Here is a 25,635-nt window from a genome sequence, read left to right on the forward strand (position 1 = left end):
CATCTATCTCTGAGTGAGTGACGCTTTATTAAACTGAATTGTTGAAGATAAAAGAACCCACACAACGGCGGGTTCTATGTGCATTAGCGAATTCTTATAAGCTCATGAAAGAGTCATACTATCTAGATTGATCCTGGGCGCGTTGGAAGACTCCGATTTAAGGATATATCCCACGCCTCTGACCGTATAGAGCATGCGTGTGGGGAAATTGCGTTCCATCTTGGAGCGAAGTCGGCAGACTAAGACATCTACAATATTTGTTTGCGGATCGAAGTCATAGTTCCAAACTTCTTTGAGGATAGTTTGTTTACAGAGAATCTTATTGGGATTGCTCATCAGGAGGTCCAATAAGGCGAATTCATGAGAGAGTAAATCTAACTTCTTTTCACCACGGATCACATTGCGATTTAATCGATTCAATTTCAAATCTTGGAATATCAATTGAGTCACTTCAGAGATATTTTGCGAGCGCTTTAACAGATTTTTTACACGAATTTGAAGTTCAGCTGTCGCAAAGGGTTTGGACAGATAGTCATCCGCTCCCAGATTCAAACCTTTTAAGCGATCATCAAGCTCGCGTAACGCGCTCAGAATTAGAATTGGCGCATGGATCTCTTTTTCCCGAAGAGATTTGGTAAAGGTATAACCATCCATATCAGGAAGCATCAGATCCAAAATGATAATATCGTAATTATTTGAAATGGCTCTTTCGTAGGCCTGTCGTCCATTGAATTCAATATCGACTGTTGCATCCATTTCAATAAGGCTTTGTTTTACTAGTGATGCAATTTCGTAGTCATCTTCTACTATCAAACATTTCATATTAACCCCCTCGAACTGTTTCGTGGACCGTAATGTATTCATAAGTTTTGTTTATTAACAAACTAATCTGATCGAGCTTACCGCATTTTAATGTCAAACATTGCCAGGAAGAAACAAAGTATGAAGCCGAAGCTTTGCCAGTCTCAGTGAAATATTATTTTAGGCCCCTGTATGATCGTTCGCAAATTAAGGTAAATGCTATTGATACTTCTCCATCCTGGATGAAATAAATTTGAATTGAATTTCAAAAGCAAAGGAGGAGAAATTGAATATTGAAACACTCTCTCGGATTGATTCACAGGATTTTCTCAGTGAGATTCTGGGACGTGCCGGAATTGTGGTAAATGGCACCGCTTGTTCAGATATCAAAGTCCACAATCCTAGATTCTATAACAGAGTTCTCGCACAAGGCTCCTTGGGGCTGGGTGACTCTTATGTAGAAGGCTGGTGGGACTGCGATGATCTAAGTCAGTTCTTCTTTCTTTTGCTGCGAGCAAAACTGGATGAGGAAGTGAATCCTGCATTGTTCTTGCTCCAATCATTGAAATCAAAAGTCTTAAATCTTTCGAGTCGGAACGATCCCTTTTTGATTGGGGAGTTTCATTACGATCTGGGTGATGATCTTTATAAGGCCATGCTGGATGAAAAAATGATTTACACCTGTGGCTATTGGAAAGACGCCAAGAACCTCGAAGAAGCTCAAGAAAGAAAGCTCCAACTTGTCTGCGATAAGCTTTCCATTCAACCAGGCATGCGAGTTTTGGATATTGGCTGTGGTTGGGGAGGGTTTCTAAAATACTGTGCAGAAAAGTATCAAGTGCAAGGTGTGGGGGTGACGGTTTCGGAAGAGCAGGCGGTCGTAGCCCGCAAAAACTGTCAAGGTCTGGATGTTGAGATCCTTCTGCAGGACTATCGTGAAGTCACAGGAAAGTTCGATCGAATTGTGTCTTTGGGCATGTTCGAGCATGTGGGAAAAAGAAGCTATCAAACCTTTTTCGAGAAAGCGGCTGATTGTTTGACCGATGATGGACTTTTCTTACTTCATACCATCGGCGGTAACAAATCCTCCAGCGGCACCGATCCATGGATCGAACGTCATATCTTTCCAAACTCAATGCTTCCATCGATCGCGCAAATAGGCCAGAGCATTGAAGACGTCTTTGTCATGGAAGATTGGCACAACTTTGGAGTTGATTACGACAAGACACTGTTGGCATGGTATGAAAACTTCGACAGAAACTGGCCGGCGCTTTCGGGAAAGTATGAAAAGACATTCTATCGCAAATGGAAGTACTATCTTCTTTGCTGTGCTGGATCGTTTCGCGCACGAAGCAATCAGCTGTGGCAGATTGTATTATCAAAGAATGGCGTCCTCGAGGGGTATAAAGGCATCCGGTAGTGTTCAGCGTTTAATGAGATCACATGTAAAGTAGATAGAAAAAAGGCGGTCTTGTGACCGCCTTTTTCTTTGAGATAGCCCGCTCTTGTTTTGCAGCGGGCGTCTCGAGTAAATTTTCGTATCTACTTGGAGATGTAGATGCGGAACAAAGTACCTTGTTCAGATAGAATCAAAAGATACTTCATCATTGTTTCCTGATGGAAATGGGTAGGGTCGTTGTACTTGGTTTGGAACTCAACAATGAGTTGATATCTTTGCTCATTGTCCATTTGTTTAACTTCCTGAAGAAGCGCTTTTTCTGCCACAGCATAGGCCGCAAGGCTCATGTCTCTTTGAGTGGCTTTTAGAATGCTTTCAGGCTTGCTTGTGGTGTACGACTTATAATACTTGTTTCCTTCGGTATCTGCTGCGCGGAAGTCATAGTTCTTCGTAGCGAGCTCTCTACGATACTGTGCCGGAATCACTTTCCCGATTTCAGTGATCATCATTTCATAAAGCTTACCTGCGCGACTGTCTGATTTAACAGTTTCATACTTCTTTTGGAAGTCGAGGGCGATATTGATGAGACCTTCGCTGGTGACGTTGCGGCAAGGTTGATCACTTTGAATGGATGTCAAAAGAGAGCTGAAAGTTTCAGTGGCCATGGTTTTGTAGCCCAATTCCAAAGCACTGCCTTCGCGACTCGCGTTATAGCGCTCTGTGAAGAAGTTCAAAAGAACCAAAGTGTATTCAGTAGACGCATAAGATGGCTTCCCAGATTTCAATGTTGTGATGAAGTAGTTCACGTACTTATTGAACTCTTGGATTGTATATTTCTCTTGGATGGATCCAGGAGCACTTCCTTCCACACGAGAAGCCCATTTTTGAACTGTGTCCAATCCATCTTTAAGAATTGGGTCAATTTTTTGTTTGCATGAAAGCTCTTCACGTAAGGTAAGTTGAGGAGCTTCTTTACTTGAAACCGCTTTCACGTCAAGAGTCGCATCGCCTCCCATGGCTTCTGCCTTAATTTCAATCACCGCGATTATTGCATTCGGATTGAGATTTTCAGATACCAGGGCCGCGTCGGTGGCTGCGACAGTGACATTGGTCAATGTCTTAACAGGGATGCGTTCATTCTTGTCCGTGACCAGAACAGTTTCGATAATTCGTACACGGCCGGCTTGGGGTTTTACTTTTAATTGTGTGAGAGGAATTGCTCGCGACAAATCCAGTCTATAGATGTCACCACCTGCCTGACGGGTGATAGAGCCAATTCGAGCGGAGCCTTCAAAAGAGGGTGCTGGCTCAACCGGTGGTGCAGCCAGAGCCTCAGTGACATTTTGATAAGAGGGACTTATCGTGTAGGCGTGAGCTATCCCCGCAGTTTGAAGCAATAGGACGGAAGTTAGAATTTTGTACATTGAATGACGATCCATTTCGATTCCTTTCTCTTGAATTATTAAGTCAGAAGCATTTTGCCTGAGCAGTGATTCTGAACCTTAGTCTGGAAAAATCTCGAAGAAAAAAGAGCGAGTTGTTTAAAATCAGATGTCTTGGATTGTCATTTTGTACGCTAAATAACAGAACTGTAAATGAATGCTAAATGTCAGGATGAACTGCAATCTGCAGTGGATTGCCTGTCTATATGTTGCGGCATAAGCGGTTTTCTTAAATATTTGAAAATACTAAATTTTCAAAAAATATTTCCAGTCGAACTTGACGAGAAAAAAAGTGATCACATTTTTCTAAAAAATGAGGGCCAATTCCTAAAAAGGAGGAATTATGAATTTGTCCTTTAGAAAATTAATGATTCCCGCTGCGAGCGCTGTCGTCGGAGGCGTCGCTGTATTGGCAGTGTTAAAAATGAATCCAGCACTGCGCCTGAAACTTGAGGGCGATTCTCACAAAGCACCAAAGATCGAATCTCCCACCGAGGACATTTTCGATCATAAAAACCGGTTCCGGAATAATTTCGACGGTTTCTTCGATGACGATATTTTTGACCAAGAAGATCCATTCAGGCAGATGAAAAGAATGCGCGAGCAAATGGAAAAGCGAATGAGAAAGTTTGCTGGCGAAGATCAAACAAGAAGTAATTCTTTTGAATCGTGGTTTTCGGATAAACTCGGTGGCGGCGGTACCTATGGCATCTCTAAAAGAGAAGACGATGGTTTTATTTACTACGACATCAGAATTAATGATCTCAACCCAACATCTATTGATACAAAAGTTGAGAATGGGTACGTCACTATAACGGGGACCGTGGAGAAAAAGAATCAGGATATTGGAACCGATGAGACCGACAGAATATCTACTTTGCATTTCTATAAGTCGACATTCAATCGAACGTTCCCATTACCTGATAATGTAAATGCAGATAAAATGCAGATGACTCCTGAAAAAGACAAAATCGTACTGAAGTTCCCGAAGGTGAGTGTCTGACGGTGTACTTGATTTTGAAAAAAATAATTTGATCAACTTGACAGAATATTTAAGCAGCACACATTAAACACAGAACAACTTGAATTGGTTAAAAATTTATAACTACAACTATAGGAGGTACAAAATGAGAATGTTAAGCCCACTATCAACAGACTGGACATGGTCACGTCGTAATTTATCTCCCGATCGTATGGTAGATGTTTTTAGCGATTTTGATCGGATTGTTGATGGTTTTTTGCGACCAACGTATGCAAGTACAGTGAATTTTCAACCAAGCTGCGATATCCATGAAAGCAAGGATCACTATTTGGTCAGCTTCGATATGCCAGGCGTAAGAAAAGAAGATATTAAAATTGAAGTGCAAGGTAATAACCTGGTTATTTCAGGCGAGCGCCAACGTGAAGTGAAGCAGCAAGATGGCGAGGCGACTCTTTACCATGAGCGTGCCTATGGAAAGTTCGAAAGAACCTTTGTTATGCCCACATCTATCAATCTTGAAAAAATCGAAGCTCATTATGAAAATGGCGTTTTGAATGTGGCTCTTCCTAAAGCCGAATCTGCAAAAGGAAGAACTATTCAAATCCAAACGGGCCAAGATAGCATCTTCAGTAAACTTTTAGGTCCCAAGAAGGAAGCGAAAGAACTTAAGGACGTAAAAGTGTCTTAAATCCCATCCCCCCTCTAGGACTGTGATCCTAGGTATCCTACAAGTGGCCACTCCAAAGATTGGATGGCCACTTTCTATTTCTCTTCTTCCGCAGTCACCAGATTGTCGTCAGGAATTCGGTCAATCAACTTATTGATGGGATCCACGCCCGCTTTGGCGGGAAGTGTCGTGACCTGAATCTTGAATTCGTTCGCGCCTGATTTCACCAAGTGTTTTTTCAAGTAAAGAAAGTTGCCATCCTTGTCAGTGACGCCAATGTCGATCATGTCTTGCAAAGGAACTTCAGTTTCTTTGCCCAGCTCATCCGCGCGAAGTTTTTGGTTTTGTGTGGTGAGTGTCACCAAATATCCTTTGTCATTCTTTTTATAAGTCACTTTGCGGGTTTGATTGTCCCACAAGGTGATTGTTTCAAAAAGATCTGTGATCAGATGTTTCTGCTCTGGCAAGGCGACCTTTTTAAAACGTTCAACCAATTCCACCGAACGGGTGAAGGGAGCATCTTGAAAACCAACGTCCTTGATGAAGTCACGAAGGACTTTATTCACAACCTCTTCGCCCAGATAGTCTTTTAAGGCATAGAACACAATGCTGCCCTTATTGTAGTGAATATAAGGCTGGTTTTCGTTGTAAGCCAAAGGAAGTTCTTTTTTGGTTTCGCTGCCGCGGCTTTTTAAATATTTATCCAGTTCATACTTTAAGAACTTACGCATTTTTAAGGGGCCGTATTCTTTCTCCATCACCATCAAAGCTGAATACTGAGCTAGCGATTCTGATAACATCGTCGCGCCCTGAACATTGCCGCCAATGACTTGATGAGCCCACCACTGATGGGCAATCTCGTGAGAGGTGACATAGAACGGGAAGTCGATCTCTGTAGGTTTCGAGTCATCCACCTTCGCGATAAAGCCTATGGCTTCTGAATAGGGAATAGTGTTCGGGAAAGCCTGTGCAAACATTTGATAGCGCGGAAACTCCAAAATCCTGGCTTGTCGGAACTGATACGGAGAGAAGTTTACAGTGAAGTAATCGAAAGATTTTTTAATCGACTTCACCATGCGCTGCAGATCTTCAATGTGGCCCGGGTGGTAGTAGATTTCGATATTCACATCATTCCACTTGTCGCGCAGGACCTCATAGCGGGCTGACATGAAAGCAAAGAAATTCAAAATCGGTCGGTCCATTTTATAATGGAAATAACGACGACCGCCTTCGTTCCATTCCTTTTGCAAGTAACCCGGAGCGATCGCGATCTGATCAGACGTCGTGCTGACCGTTGCTTCAAAATTAATCCAAGTCGCCTCGGAACTGATATAAGTTTTATTCAAAGCTGTCAGATCTTTGATATCATTCATGCGTGGGCGTTCCGGCAGATTGTATTTCCGGCGAGTTTTGTCCTGTGCGATCTCTCCGCCATCGTTATAGCCCATCATGGGAATGAAGTCTGAGCCATAGAAGAAGCTGCCGTTTTCGACAATCTTTTTTGAGAAATCAGAGTTTTGGAAACCCTTGGGGGACAGCTCGGCCTCATAGTGCAAAGTCACTTCGTCGCCGGGTTTCATTGGTTTCGCAAACTTATAAAGAGAAACTGGCAGGTCTGTATCTTTCTTAACTAATGTAGCCTCGTTGCTCCAAGCAAACTTCTGCACCTGGATTTGGTCGTTGAACGACATCAGGAATTCAGAAATATCTTCTTTCGTTTTATTTTTATATATCAAGGTCGCAGACGCTTTTAGCTGTTGAGTCTCGGGGTAGATGTCGGCCTTGACATTGACATCAATCAGTTCCGGCATGGCCTTATGTTCATAAGACTTGTATCTGATTTCATAGTTTACCTGATCCTGCTCTTGCTGCTTTTGAGTCTTATAGATGTTCAGCACATTGGTGTTGTAGAAAATAAATCCACCTACTGAAGCCCAAGCCACCAGGCTTGAAGTCAGAACTGCCTTATGAGTTTTATTAATGCGTTGGAAAAATTCTTTCTGACGTTCTTTCCAAGTGAGGTTGGATCCACGGCGCCAGAAAAGCACCGTCAGGTCCGCCAAGGCGATATGGAATAGCCCCCAATACACTGCAAAGACAAAGAAAGGCCATGCAGTTGCACCATACTGATTCATATCAGAATAGAAAGCGTGAGGTAGAACCCCAATAAGGTACAGCTTGTGATCCAGGCCAAAACTGGGCAGCCAGATCAAGGCGATATAATACAAAACCACAAACGAATGGCCGACGTACTTGTTCTTGGCAACACTTTGGATGAACAGGGCAAAGATGCAAGTCAGAATCTTGGCAGGAAGCCAATAGACAATGAGATGTTGGAAGTAAAGACCGAATTCGTACTTGTGATAGCCCTTAAAGGTTTGAATCAAAATACAGCAAAGGAAAATCACCACAGCCAGGAAGACTTGAATTAAACTCAAGGACAAGAGTTTTGAAAGGTACAGGTAAAGATTAGAAACTGGTTTTGAATCCACCAGCTCGTTAAACTTAAGCTCGCGATCTTTCCAGACCAGTTCCCCGGCATAATAAGTCGTGATGATGATCACGAACAAACTAAAGGTGTTACTGACCACATCTAGCACGTGATAAGTCACGGGCAGGGTTTCAGTGCCATAGAATTTGCCGATCTCGCCGCTAATAGCAAAGATGTACAGCAATCCGCATAACAGAATCATCAAAAAGTAAACGTTCGAGAAAGCCTGCTTGAATTCCGAAACCGCAAGTCCCAAGAAGACTTTCCACGAGCTAGTTTTAGATTCCGCCTGAATCCGGCTGTAATCAATTTTCTCGTAGGCTTTCTCTTCAATCTCAAGAACCTTCTTTTTCTTCTTAGAAGCGGAAGGAGCCTTGAATGGATTGAATGAGATATACCCTACCAGCAAGAATACCAAACCCACGGCAAACCAAAGCAGTCGGTTATAAAGCAGATACCCAGTTAGGGGAATGTTTTGGGTTGATTGCTCTGCCACGGACCAATAGCGAATCACTTGGGAAGTAGCTTCTAGGCCGAAGGGCTCAATGAGCGAAGCAACCAGTTTGTTTTCAAGATCACTGGTGAGATTTTGTGAAATCATCCAACCTGTAAACACGGCAATACTGGCCACATAAACCGGGGCCATTTTTTTTGCCAAAGACACGACTGAAATAAAGATCGCACCAAAGATCAAAATATTCGGGATTAATGAAAAGAAATAGGGATTCAGGTAATAGCTCAGATGATTTGCACCCACCAAGCTTTGATCCACAAAGGGCATTAAGGTCGCAAGCCAAAGTCCAATCGCCAAAGACGACAAAATCGCCAGCGATGCAATGGCCGAGGCCGAATAGCGAACGAAGAAATAGGTGAACTTACGAATCGGCGTGGCAAAAAGAATCTGTTGAAAGCCGGATTCAAAATCCTGGTTGATAGATTGTCCAAAAATAGGGGCGACCACCAAAAGTCCCAAGTAGCTTAAAAAACAAATCAGATAGCTCAAAACGACCGGACTGTTTAAGACAAGTTTATTTGAAAGTCCAAAGTTGACCACGACGCCTTTAAAGGCTCCTGCAAATGAGATCCCAATAAGAAAAGCCAAGCTCAAATAGACTAAAAAATAAATCAACGAAGACCAACGAAGCAGTCGGTTCTTAATCTCAAAGGCAAACAATGAAGCAAACATCTGAAAAAGCTCCGAACGTTAAGCGAGGTAAGATTTGATGTAAGAGAAATAAACGTCTTCAAGATCCGCCGGCGCAGCCTCGAATTCGGCCCCAGGAGATCCATCGCTGAACACCCGCACCATCACTTTGCCGTGGGTCAATCTTGACGAGATCACTTTGTGCTTGGCAGACACCGACTCTAACGAATCTTTAGAAACAATCTGCTTCCAGACTTTCCCCTGAACCAGCTTCAACGCTTCAGACGGGGACTTCTGCACAAGAACCTGACCGCCATTAATAATCGCCATGTCGTTACAAAGATCTGACACATCCGACACGATATGTGTCGAAAGAATGACGGTGACGTTTTCGCCAATAGAGCTTAGCAAATTATGAAAACGATCACGCTCTTCCGGATCCAAGCCTGCGGTGGGCTCATCCACAATAATGACTTGCGGACTTCCCAACAAAGCCTGTGCGATCCCAAAGCGCTGTCTCATCCCGCCAGAGTATCCGCCCAGGTTTTTCTTCTTATGCTTTGTCAGATTCGTCATCTCAAGTAGGTAAGCCACCATGTCGGCGCGTTTTTTAGAATCTGTGATGCCTTTAAGGATTGCCAAATGATGCAAAAGATCTTCGGCGTTGGAATTTGGATAAACGCCAAAATCCTGGGGCAGGTAGCCCAGGATTGAACGCATGTTCTCTTTTTCCGCCAGCACATCTAAAGAGTTGAATTTGATTGATCCCGAATCAGGCTCTTGAAGAGTGGCAATCGTGCGCATCAAGCTTGATTTACCAGCGCCATTCGGTCCGAGCAGACCAAACATTCCTTTTCCAATTTTAAGATCAATATTATTGATGGCTTTAACACCGTTCGCATAAGTCTTATTGAGGGCAGAAACTTCTAGCATTGTTTAAACTCCGTACTGTTTTTAGATCATGAAATGCGCGGAGTTTCGAATGAAAAGTGGGGGAGTGTTGGGGAAAATGCGTATACAACGCGGAGTCGAAACTTATCAGAACCTGAAATTAGAAATGTTTTGCTCTCGTGGATGAATGCAATGCAACACCGTCGCCGCAAGCGGAGTCCAAGAGTTTGGTTAAGTTCAAGTTGTAGTCGATGTGGAATTCTAGATATTTAAGAATCACGTTAAAGAATAAAAAAGAAGCCTCGTCATCTCGACGGGGCTTCGTTTTTCATTGGATGCCTTGGGAAGGGCGTATTAAGAAAACTAGAACTTAGAGATTTGATCAACATACTCCGGATGATCAATAAAGGGATTGCGATTGCCCTGAATTTTCTCAATGGCATCATTGCGGTCTAATTCTGTTTGATCTACAGGATCAAGCTTGTTCCAACGGCGTAGAGTTGCTTCTAAAGCAGATGGTACTGGGAAGTCGTAGCGAATTGCAAAATAGAATACCGCTCTTGCAACATTGCCTTTGTGTTTAGTCGGCGGTTCAAAAACAAGATTGCCGCCATTGCCACTGCCTAGTTTTGACTCTGTCGAAATAGTTTGTCTTTGTTCATCAAAACATTTTGGAGTGTTCTTAATCTCAGTCACTTCGCCAAATTGGAAGTTGCCGCGCATTGAGTTGGCTTTGGAGTCTGACGGATAAAGATGATGTAAGTCGGCTCTACCAACATTGAAGTAAGCTCGTCCTTTAAACCAAGATTGTGCAACAGTATGTTCAACATTGATGATCATTGAAGATGGCTCTTTGCCTGGACCGACTGAATTTCCTAGGTGGGTTGAACCATAAGGAGTGGAGCAGTAAACTTCGTCGACAGCGTAAGAGCCGTCACTCAAACGAATAAGTGCCACATTTCCGAGTAGTGCTACTTGCGCTTGGTCGTAAGAAATTGGATGGTGGCTGGAAATTACCTGTTTTTTTAAATCGCTGCGAAGGTCGGCTCTGGCTGCTATTGAAGTTAAGAGTAATGCAACTGATAAGATAACAAACGAACGGACCATTTTTCCCCCCTGGATAGGTCGCACAAGATCTTCAGAAAGAAGACATGCGTCCAGTATCAAAGGGATTTTGGTGTTTCAATCATGAACAGCAGTTTGTCTTGGTGCGGCTGATTATAAAAATGGATTCCTGACAAAGGAGCCGTCATAACCGGAGCCGCGATCGACTATGTGCGCTATTGTCCCGAGTGCTGGGTTAGAGCTTTCTCGATTCTTTCAAGGCGATTTTTGAGTTCATTGATCTCTTTATCTTTCGCGGCGTTCTCTTGTTTTAGGGCTTCCAATTCGACTTTATCCGCCTTTTGAGCCTTTAGCGAGGCGATTTCACGATTCTGGGCGACGCTATCGTCGAACCACTTTTTATAAAGGTCTTTGATGGCGTTCACGACAGCCCAGTGAATGGGGTCCACATTGAGTTCTAGATAGCCGTCTTTACGAGTGCTCACGGCATCCGGAATCACTTTTTGAACTTCTTGGGCTATAAAACCTGTTTTTGAAAAGTCGGAAGGAAGACCCAGTGGATTGTCCTTCTTGTAGTTATAGCGAACTGTGTGAAGTTGCAGGACTTCGTTAAGACCGTATTCGTAATCTCCCTGAATATCCTTGAGGCGAATGTCAGAGGCGTTCGTCCATGCGGTACCAGAGCTAAGACCGGCTGTACCTACCACGTGCAGGCTGTATGACGGAGTTGACGTTCCAATCCCGACGTTGCCACCCGAATTGGCCAAAAGGACGTTCCCGTAACTTCCAGCTCCACCGGGAGCCCCCCCATTCACGGTCGCATTACCACCATTCGCGTCTGTAGCGCCTCCAGTTCCACCGGTAATGGATACAGCGCCTCCTTGATAAGTGCCACTTCCAGTACCACCAGATACGCTGGCGCTACCGCCTGCACCAAGGGTTGCACCACCATTACCACCAAGCATCGAAACCGCACCACCTTGGCCTGAAGAAGCTCCAGTTCCACCAGTGATGGTAACTCCTCCACCACGCGACAAAATCGGACTACCACTAATATAAGCACCAACGCCACCGGTGATGAGGACGTTGCCACCGGCCCTATTCGAGGCGGCCGCTGCAGCATTCCCGGCTGTAAGAACAATATTACCACCAGAGTTTGAAGTACCGCTGTTAGCATTCTGTCCAACCAAGGTGATGGGCGCTGCTGCACCGGAGGACGTTCCACCTTGGACATCCAGTGGCCCTTGCGGAGAAGTCGTCCCCATGCCGACATTTCCTGAAGCATCGATGCGCATTCTTTCGGTAGCTGAAGTTGAAAAGCCGAGCATCTCCGTACCAGACGTAAAGAACATCCCACTGCCGAGGCCATTAAATTTAATATTCGGGCTTGCCGCTGAACCACTGGAAATGACTGTCCAAGAAGAAGACAAAGGAGTCCCGTTAAATTGCCAATTGCCGCTCGCAATACTATTACTTGCGCTATCAAGGGTTAAACGTGCAGTTCCCTTAGAGGTGAAGCTTAGTACACCCGCACTGTTATACATGCCAGTGTTCGTATTATTGGCAAACGAATAGGTTGGCGCTGAAACTGTTCCATCTGTTCCGGACAATGGGAAGGCTCCAGCTCCCCAGCCACCAGAAATGGTCTTACAGTTAGCGCCGGTGCGGTCACAGATCGTATCTGTGCGAATCGTACCCGAAACATCGAGGGTAGAACCAGGACTGGTTGTCCCGATACCCACATTGCCATTTCGCAAAACCATTCCTGTGCCGTAGGTGTTGTCCGCCGTGGGATATTGAAGAGCTAATATTGCACCTGGATAACCAGGGTTCGATCCTCCTGAAGTATCAAAATATGAAAGAATTCGGCCGGTAGAAAGTGAACTTGTCCCACCATAGGTTGCGGCTTTGAAGCTCAAGGCCGAACCATAAATGGACGTGGAAGGATTCGTGCCACCATTTGATAAAACCAAAGTATCATAACTTCCGGCTCCATTGGCGCCACCGACGTTAGAGTTGATGGTCGCTGTGGCAGAGGCCGGGCGTGCGGCGATATTAGCCGTCGCAACTTCAAGTGGAGTGGCTGGAGCGGTATTGCTGATACCCGTACTTCCTGCGGCAACAATAAGACCGTAGTTAGTGCTGGCGCCGCTGGCCGAGAAGTAACCACCCCAAGCTGTCGACGATCCACCTGTCAGAGCGACAACCGATTTCACTCCCACTGCAGTTGATGAAGAGCCTGAGGTGATATTCATATTAAGATTCAGGCCCACCGCATTTGAAAGGCCAGCTTGGGATCCATTGACTGCACTCAATGATAAAATGTTGCCCGACTGAAGAGCGTTGGCAGTTAATGACTGAAGATTTCCGTTCGTCATGGATGATGATGAGATGGCCAATGCTGAACCGTTAGTTAGAGAGTTGGCCGTGATGGATTGTGCCGTTCCGTTGCCTGTATAGGTTTGAGAGATTGTTCCCGTCCCTGATGAAAGAGTTAATCCTTTGTTCGCAGCCAATGTTAAGCCAGAGCTTGAGAAGGTGGCAGCAGGAGATCCCGCAGAGCTGATGCCGACTACACCCGCACCACCTTGATAGAGACCCGTTGTCGTATCACCAGTAAAATTCAAAGATGGTGCGGCCGCAGATCCTACAGGCAATGTGACAGCTGAACCGCTGCCTGAATTTGCCCAAGACAAAGTGCCGGCACCATCTGTCATCAGGAATTGTCCATTTCCTCCATCTGTAGCGGGTAAAGTCCACACGGTGGAGCCAGCTGCTGCTGCAGGTTGAAAGCCAGTGTAACCACTGGTTGCTCCAGACATGCGAATGGCACCCTTAACATCCAAGGCAGCCCCGGGTGAAGTGGTTCCAATTCCCACTTTTCCGGTGGATGGCACCAACCACAAGTTGTTATTTGTGTTGTCACCTTCTAGAAGTGTATGGTCGGTACTGCCGTAGTAGTTGTCGATCCAGAAGTTTCCATTGGTGCCGCGAACTCTCATCGCCGCTTTCAAAGTACCTGCAGCGGGAGCTGCGCCAACGGCACCCAAATGCAAGTTGTAACCACCGCCATTGGCGGCATTGCTTGTATAGAACAAGTTGGTTCCTTCAGAGTAAGGCGTGTTCGAAGAGTAGAATATAGAGTCGCCACGCACATCGAAAAATTTCTGCGGGCTCGCAGTGCCGACGCCCACGTTTCCTGACGTATCGATTGTCATTCGCGTGGAGTTATTTGTTTTAAAGCCCAAAGTGTTTGAATCATTTGTTCCAAGAGTGGCGGCGGCCCCGAAGGAGTTACCACCATTCATATAAAGACCTGTGGCTCCCGTAGTCGGCAGGTCTGTGCTGGCAATAGTACGATAAGTTGGCGCACCCGCAGCCCCGGTTGGCGCCGCCAGGAAAGTTTTGGCGGCCTGGGAGCCATAAGTGATTTGTGAATCAGCAATGGCGATATTTGAACAAGTTAAGTTGTCGCCGACAGAGTTGTAAGTCAAAGTTTGACTGGCGGTGCATGCACTGGCCAAAGCCGTCGTGCCTGTGATTGTCGAGCGAAGATCCAACATTGAAATAAAATTAGGAGTCCAATTTGTTCCATCATAGCGCAGAACTTGTCCTGCGATGGTTGGCGCGGCACTGACAGTTTTGCCTTTGATGCCCCCAACGGTGAAGACTCCAGCGTTCGTGGTGGAAAGGTCTCCTGATGGTGTTACTGCCGTGGCAGTTCCTGTTTGACCAACCCAAATTTTCCCATCAGCCAATGATGGCGTCGAGGGAGTGGACCAAGCCAGAGTTCCCGAGGTGTCAGAAGCAGTAAGAACTTGGCCCGCGACAGAAGCGACGTTCGCGGGGAGTTTTAACACATAGCTTGTTCCAATACTTGTTGGGGCTTGGATTGTGACTGTATTTGCGCCGGTATCTTTAAAGATCGCGCTCGTACTTAAAGTCACAGCACCCGCCGCAAAGTTTCCGGAGCCATCGCGCTTCACAATCGTGCTGGCTGTATTTGCACTTGCGGAGTTCAAAGTCAAAACAGGTGTGCTTGTGCCACTTGCCACACCGATGTCAGAGTTTGCAGAAGACACATTCGTAACCGTCCCGCCGGAGCCGGTGGACGAAGCAATATTCACCCAGGCACTAGAGTTGTATTGATAGATCGTTTTTGAATCCGTCGCAAAGTAGATAGTTCCAGCAGAAGGGGAAGCTGGTTTACTTGCATCTAAACCTGTTTGAATTCCAGGAGTTCCACCCAGGTTGCTGACCAAGGAATCCGTAATGCCATAGCCAGTCAGAGTTGTCGGATTTGCACCCGAAGTCACGCGACCTTTAGCATCTACAGTCACAGATTTATAAGTGCCCGCGGTCACACCTGAAAAGGCCAGAGTCAAAGCCCCTGCATTTGAAAGAATCGCATCACCACTCATAGTGACGGGTGCAGCAGTGTTGGTGGCATCACCAACGAAGAACTGACCAGAGTTTAATGCAGATGTTGCCGGATTATAACCCAAAGCCGTCGTCACTTGTGAGCTGGTTAAAGAGTAAGCCTGACAACTTAAGGTATCAGTCGCAGAAGTGTATGTCAGAGTCTGCCCAGAAGGACATCCACCAGAAGCGGTGAAAAAGGATCCAGCGACCGTCGATTGAATATCAGAAATATTTAAAGTTCTAAAGGTCGGTGTGCCGCCCGCAGCGGGAGCAGCAAGAACCGTTGAAGCCGATTGGGTGGCAAGTGTGGCCGTCAAAGTGCCAGTGTTTGTTACGGGAGAATTCGTCACTGAGAAAATGCTAGGAAGTGAAAGCCCCACACTGGACACTGTACCACCAGAGCCTGTGGACGAAGCAATGTTCACCCAAGAACCGGCATTGTACTGATAAATGGTTTTTGTATCTGTTGCAAAATAAATAGTTCCCGCTACTGGAGAAGCCGGTTTGGTGGCATCTGTTCCAGTTTTAATACCAGGAGTTCCCCCCAAGTTGCTAACCAAAGAATCTGTGATGCCATAACCAGCAAGAGTCGTCGGAGTCCCTGAGGTAATGGCGCTCCACGGAAGAGCAATGGCTGTATTTCCGGCAGCAGTCAACTGACCTTGAGCATTCACCGTGAATGTTGGCACCTGAGTCGCAGAGCCATAAGATCCTGCAGCAACAGCAGTGTCAGCGACAGCAATCGTACCTGTTCCAGTGATCGTGCCGCCGCTTAAGCCTGTACCCGTGGCGACTGACGTGACCGTGCCACCACTTCCACCTGCAGAGCTGATAAGATCCCAAGAGGCTCCGTTATAGCGATAAATTTTTTGTGAATCTGTCGCCACGAACAAGTCCCCGGAAGCGGGAGTACCAGGCTTTACAGCATCAAGACCCGCAGAGATATTGCCAACGCCACCCGCATTTTTCACGGCATCAGTAATCCCATAACCTGCCAGAGTTGTCGGATTTGCACCCGAAGTCACGCGACCTTTAGCATCCACAGTCACAGATTTATAAGTGCCTGCGGTCACACCTGACGAGGCCAGAGTCAAAGCGCCTGCATTTGAGAGTATCGCATCACCATTCATGGTAACTGGTGCTGCAGTGTTGGTGGCATCGCCGACGAAGATCTGACCAGAGTTGAGTGCAGATGTTGCTGGGCTATACCCCAAAGCGGCCGTCACTTGTGAATTGGTCAAAGAGTAAGCCTGGCAACTTAAAGTGTCATTCGCAGAAGTATAAGTCAGAGTCTGCCCAGAGGGACATCCACCAGAAGCCGTGAAGAAGTCCCCAGAAACCTTCGATTTGATATCAGAAATATTTAAAGTTCTAAATATGGGAGTCCCACCCGCAGCTGGCGCTGCAAGAACTGTTGAAGCTGACTGTGTTGCGAGTGTGGCGGTCAGAGTGCCAGTGTTTGTCACAGGAGAATTCGTCACTGAGAAAATGCTAGGAAGTGAAAGCCCCACACTGGAGACCGTCCCGCCAGAACCTGTCGATGAAGCGATATTCACCCATGCACTGGAGTTATATTGATAGATCGTTTTTGAGTCTGTCGCAAAGTAGATAGTTCCCGTAGAAGGGGAGGCCGGTTTGCTCGCGTCTAAACCTGTTTGAATTCCCGGAGTTCCCCCCAGGTTGCTGACCAAAGAATCGGTGATTCCGTATCCACTCAAGGTGGTGGGTTTTCCGGTGGTAATTTTATTCCAGTCCAGGTTTGGAATATCAGCAGCAAGAAGAGAAGTTGCACCAGAAGTGACACGACCCTTCGAGTCCGTTGTTACCTTATAGTAAGTGCCCGCAGTTCCAGTTGCACTTAAGGTTAAAATGCTCGAGCCCGCAGCAGAATTCACATCACCAGAAAAGGCGGGAAGATTTGTTGCGGAAATAGTTCCTGTGAGATCACTCGCTTGCAGAGGTGAATTCACAAATGCGGTTCCATTATAGCGGAAGTAGTCTGCCGTTTGTGGAGAGGTCAGCGTCACCGTGCTGCCTTGGATTTTAGCGATGCTTGCAGCTGCGGAACCAGGCCCTGTAGCGGTCACGTCCCCAGTCAGCGTAGTGATATAATTTCCTGTGGCCTGTTTGTTGTTAAAGGCATTCCAGTCCGCAGCGGATAGATATCCATCTGTGGTGGAAGTGGCTTTTGCGATAGAGATCGTCGGAGTGGTCGTTCCATTAATAACAGAGAGTGGGGCGCTGCCCGTAAGACTTGTTACAGAACCTGCTCCCGCAGGGCTGCAGGTCAAAGCAGTTCCATTCCAAGTGAGGAAAGTTCCCGCGGCGCAAGTAGGGAGCCCGGCCTTGAGAAGAAAATCAGAAGCGGTATTTGTTCCCAATTTGTCCGCCGCGTGAGCGTATGCCGCAAAAGGAACAGATCGAATCGCAGTGTCTGGAGAAATAGTTTTCCAACCTACGCCATCATAGAATTGAACTCTAAGCAGACGTCCATCAGACATGACTGGAGTGTAAGTCGAAGAACTCACGGAGCAAGTATAGCCGCTGCAATTTCCACAGCTTTGAACGACAGAATTATTAAAAGCATCCAAAATTGTATAGCTTCCACTTAAAGGGAAACTGATGGTTCCTTTTCCGATGGGTACATCAAAAATTCCATTGGAGTTAACCATGTTGTAGCCGCTGACTTGTTCCTGGTAAATAACGCAAGAACCAGTAGGATCTGTGACTTGAAAAATAAAGCCGACTGCACTGTATTCCAGAGGGTTGCCATCGCTTTTAACAATTCGACCTTGATAAGTTAATGCAGCCGGTGCCGCCAATAAATTCAGTGGTGCAACGACTAGCATCACTGCTAGCAGCGAGCGGGGAATCAACAATTTTAATTTTGAAAAGCATACCAGATTATTCAAAATTAGCTCCTCGGTATTCGGTCTTTACCGAGTCTTTATCGGGATGAGGTTTGAAAATTCTGAGGTCTTCTGTGATTAAAGTGTTTCATATATGGATGTGGATCAGCGGGATGGTGTTGTGCAGCTTTTAGAGCGTGCAAGGTAGCTCTTAAGTCAGCGTAATGGTGGGCAGTCGGCGTATCCAAAGCATTAGTTTGATGACTACCTACAAAGTTTAGATAAGCTCTTAACTATCGGAGGATAAGAAGTAACGATGTTCCCACCCATTGAGCCATTTAGAACTGGTTACCTGGCAACAACAGATGGAAATGAAATCTACTGGGAGGCCTCAGGCAATCCAAAAGGTTTGCCTGCTATCTATATACACGGCGGCCCCGGTGGAGGAATTATGACGGGATATCGTCGACATTTCGATCCCGAAAAGTTTTGTATCGTCTCGTTTGAACAAAGAGGATGCGGTCGAAGCAGACCTCTGGCTACCAGTAGCCTGGAAGATCTTAAAACGAATACCACTCAGAGTCTCATTTCAGATATCGAGTTACTAAGAACGCACCTGAATGTGGATCAGTGGCTTCTTTATGGTGTCTCTTGGGGAACAACTCTGGCGCTTGCCTATGCCCAAGCCCATCCTGACAGAGTTATGGGATTGATCTTGGCGTTAATTTGCACGACCACACATCAAGAGGTCGAATGGATTACAGAAGATATGCGACGTATCTTTCCTATCGAGTGGGAGCGGTTTGCTGCGATGGCAGAACCAGAGCCGGGCGAACGAATCATTGATGCCTATTATCGAAAGATCACAAGCCCTGATCTGACAATGCGAGAAGCGGCAGCTAAAGCCTGGTGCGAATGGGAGGACACTCACGTGTCTCTTGATCCTCGTCATACCCCTTTTAGTAAATTCCAAGATCCAGATTTTTGTATGTTATTTGCAACTCTGGTAATTCACTATTGGAAGAATGGGGCCTTCCTTGGTGACCAGCAGATTCTAAGGAATCTTAAAACCATTCAGCATCTTCCCTGCGTGTTGATTCACGGTAAACTTGATGTGAGTTCCCCGTTAGAAATTGCTTGGCGCCTTCATAAGGCTTGGCCGGGCAGTGAGCTGGTCATTCTTCAAAATGAGGGTCACGGAGGGAGCGGTATGGTTGAAGCGGTGACAAAGGCTGTAGCGAAAATGGAGAGTGAACTTGTGGGAAAGATGTCGATATGAACTCAATTAATTTGCTTATAAAAATGAGTGTCATTTTTATAGAAACCCGCTGACTTATCTGCGGGTTTCTTGCTTAGTCGAGTATCCGTGAGCAATTTCAACAGCGTCTTTAATTTTTAATGACTGATTGAAATACACATGAGTGAAATCAGATTCTTTCAAACAGGACCTTTGTCTGATGTATTTATTATCTTCTTAAAATATAAACAAACAAAACTTAATATGTCAGATCAATTTTAGTGGGATGGTATTTGATGGGTAAGTTAGTTGAAAATTTAGTGCACCATGTGGAACTTTGGAAATCAGAGTGGGATCTTACTGCAATTACACAGTTTATCGAGTTTTCGATGTTCAACGAAAATGAGTTAATTTCCCTTGAGTCTTTAACAGCAATTATAAATAGTTCTTTGGGGCTAAAAATAGATAATTTGAAAGTCGAAAGATGTCTGCAAAATTTAATCAGTAAGCAGGCAATTTTTAAAGTAGGGGATCTCTACAAGCTCTCTGAGCAACGAAAGTCAGAAATTTTAATTCTTCAGCAAGAAAGGACAAATTTAGATGCGATAGCGGCGGAAGAATTTCAAGATTATCTCATTAGATATTCGTTGTCTGGAGTGAATGAGGTAACGTGGGAGAGATATTCAAAAGAGTTTATTCCAAAATTGGTCGAGCTTTACGGTTCAGAAGTTTTTGATTTACTCAGGAATAAAGTTAACCATAGTAGAACTCTTCCGGTTGACTTAATAAGGGATTGTTTTCCAATTTGCCATTCAGAAGTCGTATCAATTTCTCATGAAATTTTTGTTCACCGCGAGTCAAATATTTCTAAGCTAATTTTAAATCATTTAAATGTATATTATATTACGGCCGCATTAGGTCTGGATAGTTCTGCTCAACGTTTACTTAAACGCTCTTCATCCGGCAAATACATATTCCGAATTCTTTTGGACTCAAATGCTTTGTTGTCGATATTTTCTCTACATAAAAGTTTGTACGACGATGCCATTTTGAGAATTTTTTCTTTTCGAGAATCACTCAAGGGTAATATTGATCTCCACTTCTATGTTATGGATCAAACTCTCGAAGAGACGACAAATGTTCTGATTGCCGCAAATCGCGCCTTGGAGCAAAACCCATTAGACGGCATCACTCAAAAAGTGTTTGTGAGACAAAACCTACATGGCGTTCGGGCCAAGTTTTATGAAGCAACTTTAAACAAGCCGATTCCTCCAAAAAAATATTTTGAACCATATACTGAAAATTTTCCAATGTTACTTCGAGAGAAAGACATTCAAGTTCTTAAGAGCGAAGACTTTCGACAAAGTAATTTGGCCGAAGTTCAAGCTTTAACAGGCGAAGCGTATGAATTTCAAAAGAAACTGAAAGAAGATAAACAGCGGGAATATAAAAGTCTCGAGCACGATAGTATGTTAGTTTTATTTTGCAAAAAGCGTCGTTCAGATTCTATTAATTCATTGGCAAAATCTGAGTACTGGGTCTTGTCACAGGACTTTTCCTTGCTAATTCCATTTGATAAAAAAGTATCCAAAGGTAGCCCATTGCAAAGGCATGTTTTAGAACCTCTTGTTTTTTTAGAGTTGTTGAGTTTTTGGTCGATTGATACAGATGTAGCTCGTAAGATGTCGTTAGAAAATTTGAACTTCTTCCTTTCTTTAAATAAATTTGATTCTAATGCAGAAAAAGTCTCAATTTCGATTTTGGAAGGTCTAGCTGCCTATAAAGATCATGATCAACTAACTGAGAGCCAAGTTGAGAAAATATTGGAAGACCAAGCGTTAAGGGTTCGAATTAATTCGTTAACGCCCGAAGAAAAGAAAAATTTTATTCGGGAGGCGGCTCTTGGAATATTTAAGAATGATTTGCAGCGTGCTATGGATGAATCCGCAACATTAGAATCCTATGTAGTTAAAAAAAATGAGCAGCTTAGGAGTGCTGAAAGCGATCTACTTCTGATGCGAGAGGGGCTCAGCCAAAAAAACGATGAGTTAATCGGAGCGCAAGGTGAGCTTGAAGCAATAAAAGCAAATGTTCAGGAGTTAGAAAAGTTTAAGATTCTAGAATTTGAAAACCGAATTTGGAAGTATATTTTCTTCCCTCTCACTGTGTGTGCGTTGATTGCATTATTCGGGACTTATGGGCTGTCAGTTTCACTAAATGTTACTTTTTTTGATTTGGTTCTAATTTATACTTCAATGTTAATTTTAATTATTAAAGGAATGAAACTGTTATTAAAAAAATATTTTGCAGAGGGTGAGATTAATAGATCTCGAACTGTGAAAATATTTTTTGATAATTCATTAGTCGATAAAGCAAGCTGGGGTTTGGTGGCATTTATCTTTGTAGTTTTGTTCAAAACAAAATGCGAAGGATTGGTTCAAAAGATTTTCTCTTCCATTCATTTATTTGAAATCGGTAATAGTTAAATTTGCGGAGCACGATTTTTTGAAGTGGTCGATAAAAACGTATGAGCCGAACCTAGTAGTTATTGGGTCGATAACTACACCCAATCACTACAGAAATGCAAAAACCCGCGGGAGCGGATTTTAAATGGATGGGGTTATGTTTTCAGGCTTAAACCATTGAAATGACTGAACACGAATTGCAAAAGTACCACAAAGTACGAAACAATTCGATCATGCTGTGGGATCAAAGTCAGACAATAATTGGAAGGGTCGAGGTTCATCTTAAGCCGATCAACAAGGTACTCTTTGAGCCCCATGTGAGTGCTTGTTTTGTGAGTCAGCTGGTAGGTTCTCAACGATATTCGGCTTTAATAGGCCTGGATCAAATGATTCAAGCTCGCATCAAGGCTAATGAATAGCAAAATTTTGCAATAAAGAAGGTTGGTCCGATGATCTATGAAGTCGTCGAAACTTACGAAGTCGTCTATACATCTCCAATTAGATTAAAGGTTGGAGAGGATGTAACAATCACCGAAAGAGAAACAAATCCGGAATGGCTGGGGTGGGTTTTCTGTTTGGATGCGAATGGGACAAGTGGATGGGTGTCTGAGAAGTATCTCCAAATTAATGGAAACTTCGGACAGGTTATAAAGAATTACGACGCGACTGAGTTGGGAGTTGAAAAGGGTGAATCAGTCAGTTTGATTAACGAAGAGTTTGGTTGGGCTTGGGTAAAAAATAGCGCCGGAAATGAAGGTTGGGTGCCTCTTAAAAATCTTCGCGCTGTAAGTGAACAGACGAAAACATCAAAGCGATCTCGATTTTCGGATAAATCCTTAGATGTGCTTGTTACGATGATTTTTCAGGGCATAAAGGATGTGTCTACTCATATCAAAATGGATGAGGTCGGATATATTCGAATAGCTGCTACCGCTCACAGTAGTGTTAAAGATTTCTTCTTGTATGGTTGTACTGATGAGGTCATGAAGGTTGCAACGGCCGCACTCCGCTGGAGCGAACTGTTATCTGAATCAAAAGAAGATCTAATTCAGCAGGATGTGACGGAGCGAGTGAGTCGCGTCGTTTTGGAAGCAATTCATGATGAAATGCAAATGTGGAACAGGAAGCTGACCGAGATTTTGGTGGATCAGATTCTTTTTAAGACAACTAACGATCAAGAGTACTATAAGCTCTATTTTTATTGTTCATCACTTGAGACTCTTCGCCGCGTGCAAAAAGATTTTAAGGAATTTTACGGCTTCGAAAGCGGGAACGTTCAGCACCAAATTGATTATGACATTTCGGCTATAAAAAGTATTTTATCCAATATAGATATAAAGCGCGCCTGGTTTCTTGATAAAGGTTTTGATCCAAAAAAATTTGATACTAACTCTAAGCGAATTTTAAAAAGTGCAAACGCTAGAATCAAAGAGGCATTTGCCCTAGCTACCCCGCAACAAAAATTGGCCTTAGGAATTAGCTATGAACGCGGGTACTCCGCTCCCAGCAGAGCGATCCACGCATCAATTGGTCAATTTTTTGGTGAAGTTAGTTCTGAAAAAGCAAAAGCGCTCTTCGGCAAAAATATTGTTACTGCCCGGCATGTGATCTTAGGTTGTCATAATCTATTGGAAACTCAGCCCAAAGGATTGATGGGCATGATGGAGAAATCCGAGGAGCGTGACGAAGCAGGTGATAAAGTCGTAAAGGCTTTGTCGGCTGACTATCAACTTGGCGATATTGTTTCTGCCTACGGTGAGATATGTTTGGTCACGGACAAGAGAGTGAGTGCCTTTGGTTACACTTCCTACGAAGTAGAGTTTTTATTTAAGCCAATGCTTCCTAATCTTTTGAAAGATTATTTTCCTGCACAATACATTCAGATGATCGCTCCTAGAGCGAAACTGATTCCGACTATACAAAAAATTTTTAGTGATATGGGATTGGATCCAGGAAAAGTGACTGATGATTTGGTTTCTCAGGCAATTAAACAGATGTGTAAGGATCTCGGTGAAGAGCTGTTCCTCAAGTCATTTCGTCTTAAAAGAGTCATTCGCAAATGATATTGGAATACTTTAAGCAAAGTCGGGTAAAAGAAATTCCGCCATGCGAGTAAGATTCTCTCAAGGTAATCAGCACCGTCAAAGTACCACCAGATATAACCACAAAAGTCGGCAGGTGGGATGAGTTCCCTTTGAGAAAAAATGAGATAGATGGACGACGAAAAGCGACGCTTGATCTTACTAGATTATTGATTTTACTTTTGATTGCTTAAAAAACAAAAACCACCTGTCGGTGGTTTAAAAAAATGGATGGGGTGGCAGGACTCGAACCTGCGAATGACAGAATCAAAATCTGTTGACTTACCAACTTGTCGACACCCCAACAAGAATAGTTTCGAAACGCCAAGTTACGGATTTTCCCCTTTAAAATCAATGAAAGATGCACTGCAATAAGGCCGCAATCTTAAAGCTGGACCGAACTTGCTTTCTTTTAGAGCAATTTTATGTGCGGAACCACCCTAAGGAGGCGAAAACAAGCCATCGAACACCTTCTGGTCCCACCTAAAAGGTAAACAAGCTGCTGCATGACTGGCCACCGGGGAGGCCTCGAGCTTGCCTTTGACTGAACGAATCGCTTGGATTTGAGTGTCGCAGTCGTTGCTGGGGGCTGGCAGTTTGATGGAGTGCTCTACCAAAAATGCAGGATTTTTTCCTGTTTGGTGCACGCGCAGTTTGCCGTTAGGTTCGCGGTGGAACTGGCAAGGGGCTTTGATCTTTAAATTGATATCCAACTTATCATTGGCCACCACCACGCACAGGCCATCGCGATTGTGCAGGCTCAGCTTGTAACCAGAGAACTCGGCCTCGGTAGGAATAACCGCGCCAGCGTGAGCTTCTGAAGTCAAAAGCATTAATGCCGCAAGCGCAGTTGAAATGGCTAAAGCGGGCAGTCTGAGCAAAGTTGAATTCATGACGTCGTCCTTTTGTTGCTATTCAAAATTACGCGAAGAGAGTGAAGAAGTCAGATTACTATTGCAGCAAAAATAAAAAAAGCCCGCTGGTTTTAGCCAACGGGCAAAAGGGTCCATGAGGTTTTTTATTTGAAGCCGCCGCGGGCTTTGGCTCTCCACAAATGAACCAAAGCTTGGCGAGTGAGCAGGGATCTTCAACTACTCCGACGAGGTCGGAGTGAAACCAACTCAGTAGTCGTCATTTCCACCATAATCACTGCCTGGAGCTTTCTGGCGTTTCAAACTAACAAGAGTTTCACCCATGGATTTCAATTCTTTTTCATAAGCCTCAAAAACAAGGTCCTCGATCATCGCTCGAGTTTCTTGGTTCAGAGGATGCGCAATATCTCTAAACTGACCGTCTTTGCGCTTCTTGCTGGGCATCGCCACAAACAAGCCGCTGGTGCCTTGAATAACCTTAAGGTCGCGCACCACGAAACAATTATCGAGTGTGATCGACACATAAGCTTTCAGTCGGTCTTCATTCACCGGGAAAACTTTTACTTCGGTGACTTTCATAGAGTCCCTTTCTAGTTGCCATTCTTGTTGCATCACTGTTGCGTCTAACTTCGAACCAAACTATGGTCTGTATTTCTTCTCGGAAGTGAGTGGAAAAACTAAAGACCTAGGTCGAGGATTTTTTCACGATGTAATCGATCTCTGAAAATCACAGCAATTTTGTCTCAAGGGGAGACAAAGTCTACTTACAAATGAATTTTTTCGCCTATTTTTCAGGCAGCATTTTGTGGCGCAAACAGGGAGCTTAA

Annotated in this window: 15 protein-coding genes and 1 tRNA gene; 7 read left to right on the forward strand and 9 right to left on the reverse strand. The window is 44.5% G+C overall.

Features of this window, described 5'->3' with window-relative positions:
- Window positions 1-102 precede the first annotated feature (102 nt).
- Window positions 103-822, reverse strand: coding sequence for a response regulator (locus NWE73_RS05500; protein ID WP_277577287.1), 720 nt, complete (start codon window positions 820-822; stop codon window positions 103-105).
- A 265-nt stretch (window positions 823-1,087) separates the two neighbouring features.
- Between NWE73_RS05500 and cfa the strand changes: the two genes are divergently transcribed.
- Window positions 1,088-2,221 (forward strand): cyclopropane fatty acyl phospholipid synthase, encoded by a 1,134-nt coding sequence (gene cfa, locus NWE73_RS05505; protein ID WP_277577288.1) that lies wholly within the window; start codon window positions 1,088-1,090, stop codon window positions 2,219-2,221.
- A 122-nt stretch (window positions 2,222-2,343) separates the two neighbouring features.
- On the opposite strand, the gene NWE73_RS05510 is transcribed toward cfa, so the two are convergent.
- Window positions 2,344-3,639: a beta-sandwich domain-containing protein gene (locus NWE73_RS05510; protein ID WP_277577289.1), complete on the reverse strand. Its 1,296-nt coding sequence runs from the start codon at window positions 3,637-3,639 to the stop codon at window positions 2,344-2,346.
- A 346-nt stretch (window positions 3,640-3,985) separates the two neighbouring features.
- Between NWE73_RS05510 and NWE73_RS05515 the strand changes: the two genes are divergently transcribed.
- The gene (locus NWE73_RS05515; protein WP_277577290.1) at window positions 3,986-4,645 is read left to right on the forward strand and encodes an Hsp20/alpha crystallin family protein; all 660 of its coding nucleotides are present in this window, start codon (window positions 3,986-3,988) and stop codon (window positions 4,643-4,645) included.
- A 124-nt stretch (window positions 4,646-4,769) separates the two neighbouring features.
- A complete protein-coding gene (locus tag NWE73_RS05520; protein WP_277577291.1) occupies window positions 4,770-5,312 on the forward strand; it encodes an Hsp20/alpha crystallin family protein in 543 nt (180 codons plus the stop codon).
- 74 nt (window positions 5,313-5,386) lie between these two features.
- On the opposite strand, the gene NWE73_RS05525 is transcribed toward NWE73_RS05520, so the two are convergent.
- From NWE73_RS05525 to NWE73_RS05540, 4 genes are all read right to left on the reverse strand, one after another.
- Window positions 5,387-8,968, reverse strand: a complete 3,582-nt coding sequence (locus NWE73_RS05525) for an ABC transporter permease/M1 family aminopeptidase (RefSeq protein WP_277577292.1) — start codon at window positions 8,966-8,968, stop codon at window positions 5,387-5,389.
- A gap of 18 nt (window positions 8,969-8,986) precedes the next feature.
- A complete protein-coding gene (locus NWE73_RS05530; RefSeq protein ID WP_277577293.1) occupies window positions 8,987-9,859 on the reverse strand; it encodes an ABC transporter ATP-binding protein in 873 nt (290 codons plus the stop codon).
- Between the two features lie 321 nt (window positions 9,860-10,180).
- On the reverse strand, window positions 10,181-10,924 hold the full coding sequence (locus NWE73_RS05535; protein ID WP_277577294.1) for an endonuclease I family protein: 744 nt from the start codon (window positions 10,922-10,924) through the stop codon (window positions 10,181-10,183).
- 173 nt (window positions 10,925-11,097) lie between these two features.
- Window positions 11,098-18,216, reverse strand: a complete 7,119-nt coding sequence (locus NWE73_RS05540) for a tail fiber domain-containing protein (protein ID WP_277577295.1) — start codon at window positions 18,214-18,216, stop codon at window positions 11,098-11,100.
- Window positions 18,217-18,469: 253 nt separating this feature from the next.
- On the opposite strand from NWE73_RS05540, the gene pip reads away from it, so the two are divergent.
- The 4 genes from pip to NWE73_RS05560 all read left to right on the forward strand — a co-directional run bounded on the left by pip (window position 18,470) and on the right by NWE73_RS05560 (window position 23,918).
- Entirely contained in the window at window positions 18,470-19,432 is a 963-nt protein-coding gene (gene pip / locus NWE73_RS05545) for a prolyl aminopeptidase (protein ID WP_277577296.1), read from the forward strand.
- A 254-nt stretch (window positions 19,433-19,686) separates the two neighbouring features.
- Window positions 19,687-21,876 carry a hypothetical protein gene (locus NWE73_RS05550; RefSeq protein WP_277577297.1) on the forward strand — a complete coding sequence of 730 codons (2,190 nt, stop codon included), beginning with the start codon at window positions 19,687-19,689 and terminating at the stop codon, window positions 21,874-21,876.
- 161 nt (window positions 21,877-22,037) lie between these two features.
- Complete coding sequence (locus NWE73_RS05555; RefSeq protein ID WP_277577298.1) at window positions 22,038-22,274, forward strand: hypothetical protein; 237 nt, start codon at window positions 22,038-22,040, stop codon at window positions 22,272-22,274.
- Between the two features lie 30 nt (window positions 22,275-22,304).
- Window positions 22,305-23,918 (forward strand): SH3 domain-containing protein, encoded by a 1,614-nt coding sequence (locus NWE73_RS05560; protein WP_277577299.1) that lies wholly within the window; start codon window positions 22,305-22,307, stop codon window positions 23,916-23,918.
- Between the two features lie 246 nt (window positions 23,919-24,164).
- On the opposite strand, the gene NWE73_RS05565 is transcribed toward NWE73_RS05560, so the two are convergent.
- From NWE73_RS05565 to spoVG, 3 genes are all read right to left on the reverse strand, one after another.
- Window positions 24,165-24,240: transfer RNA gene (locus tag NWE73_RS05565), tRNA-Gln, on the reverse strand.
- A 136-nt stretch (window positions 24,241-24,376) separates the two neighbouring features.
- Entirely contained in the window at window positions 24,377-24,829 is a 453-nt protein-coding gene (locus NWE73_RS05570; protein WP_277577300.1) for a hypothetical protein, read from the reverse strand.
- Between the two features lie 228 nt (window positions 24,830-25,057).
- A complete protein-coding gene (gene spoVG, locus NWE73_RS05575) occupies window positions 25,058-25,387 on the reverse strand; it encodes a septation regulator SpoVG (protein WP_277577301.1) in 330 nt (109 codons plus the stop codon).
- Between the last annotated feature and the right edge of the window lie 248 nt (window positions 25,388-25,635).

Source organism: Bdellovibrio svalbardensis (assembly GCF_029531655.1).
Taxonomy (GTDB): domain Bacteria; phylum Bdellovibrionota; class Bdellovibrionia; order Bdellovibrionales; family Bdellovibrionaceae; genus Bdellovibrio; species Bdellovibrio svalbardensis.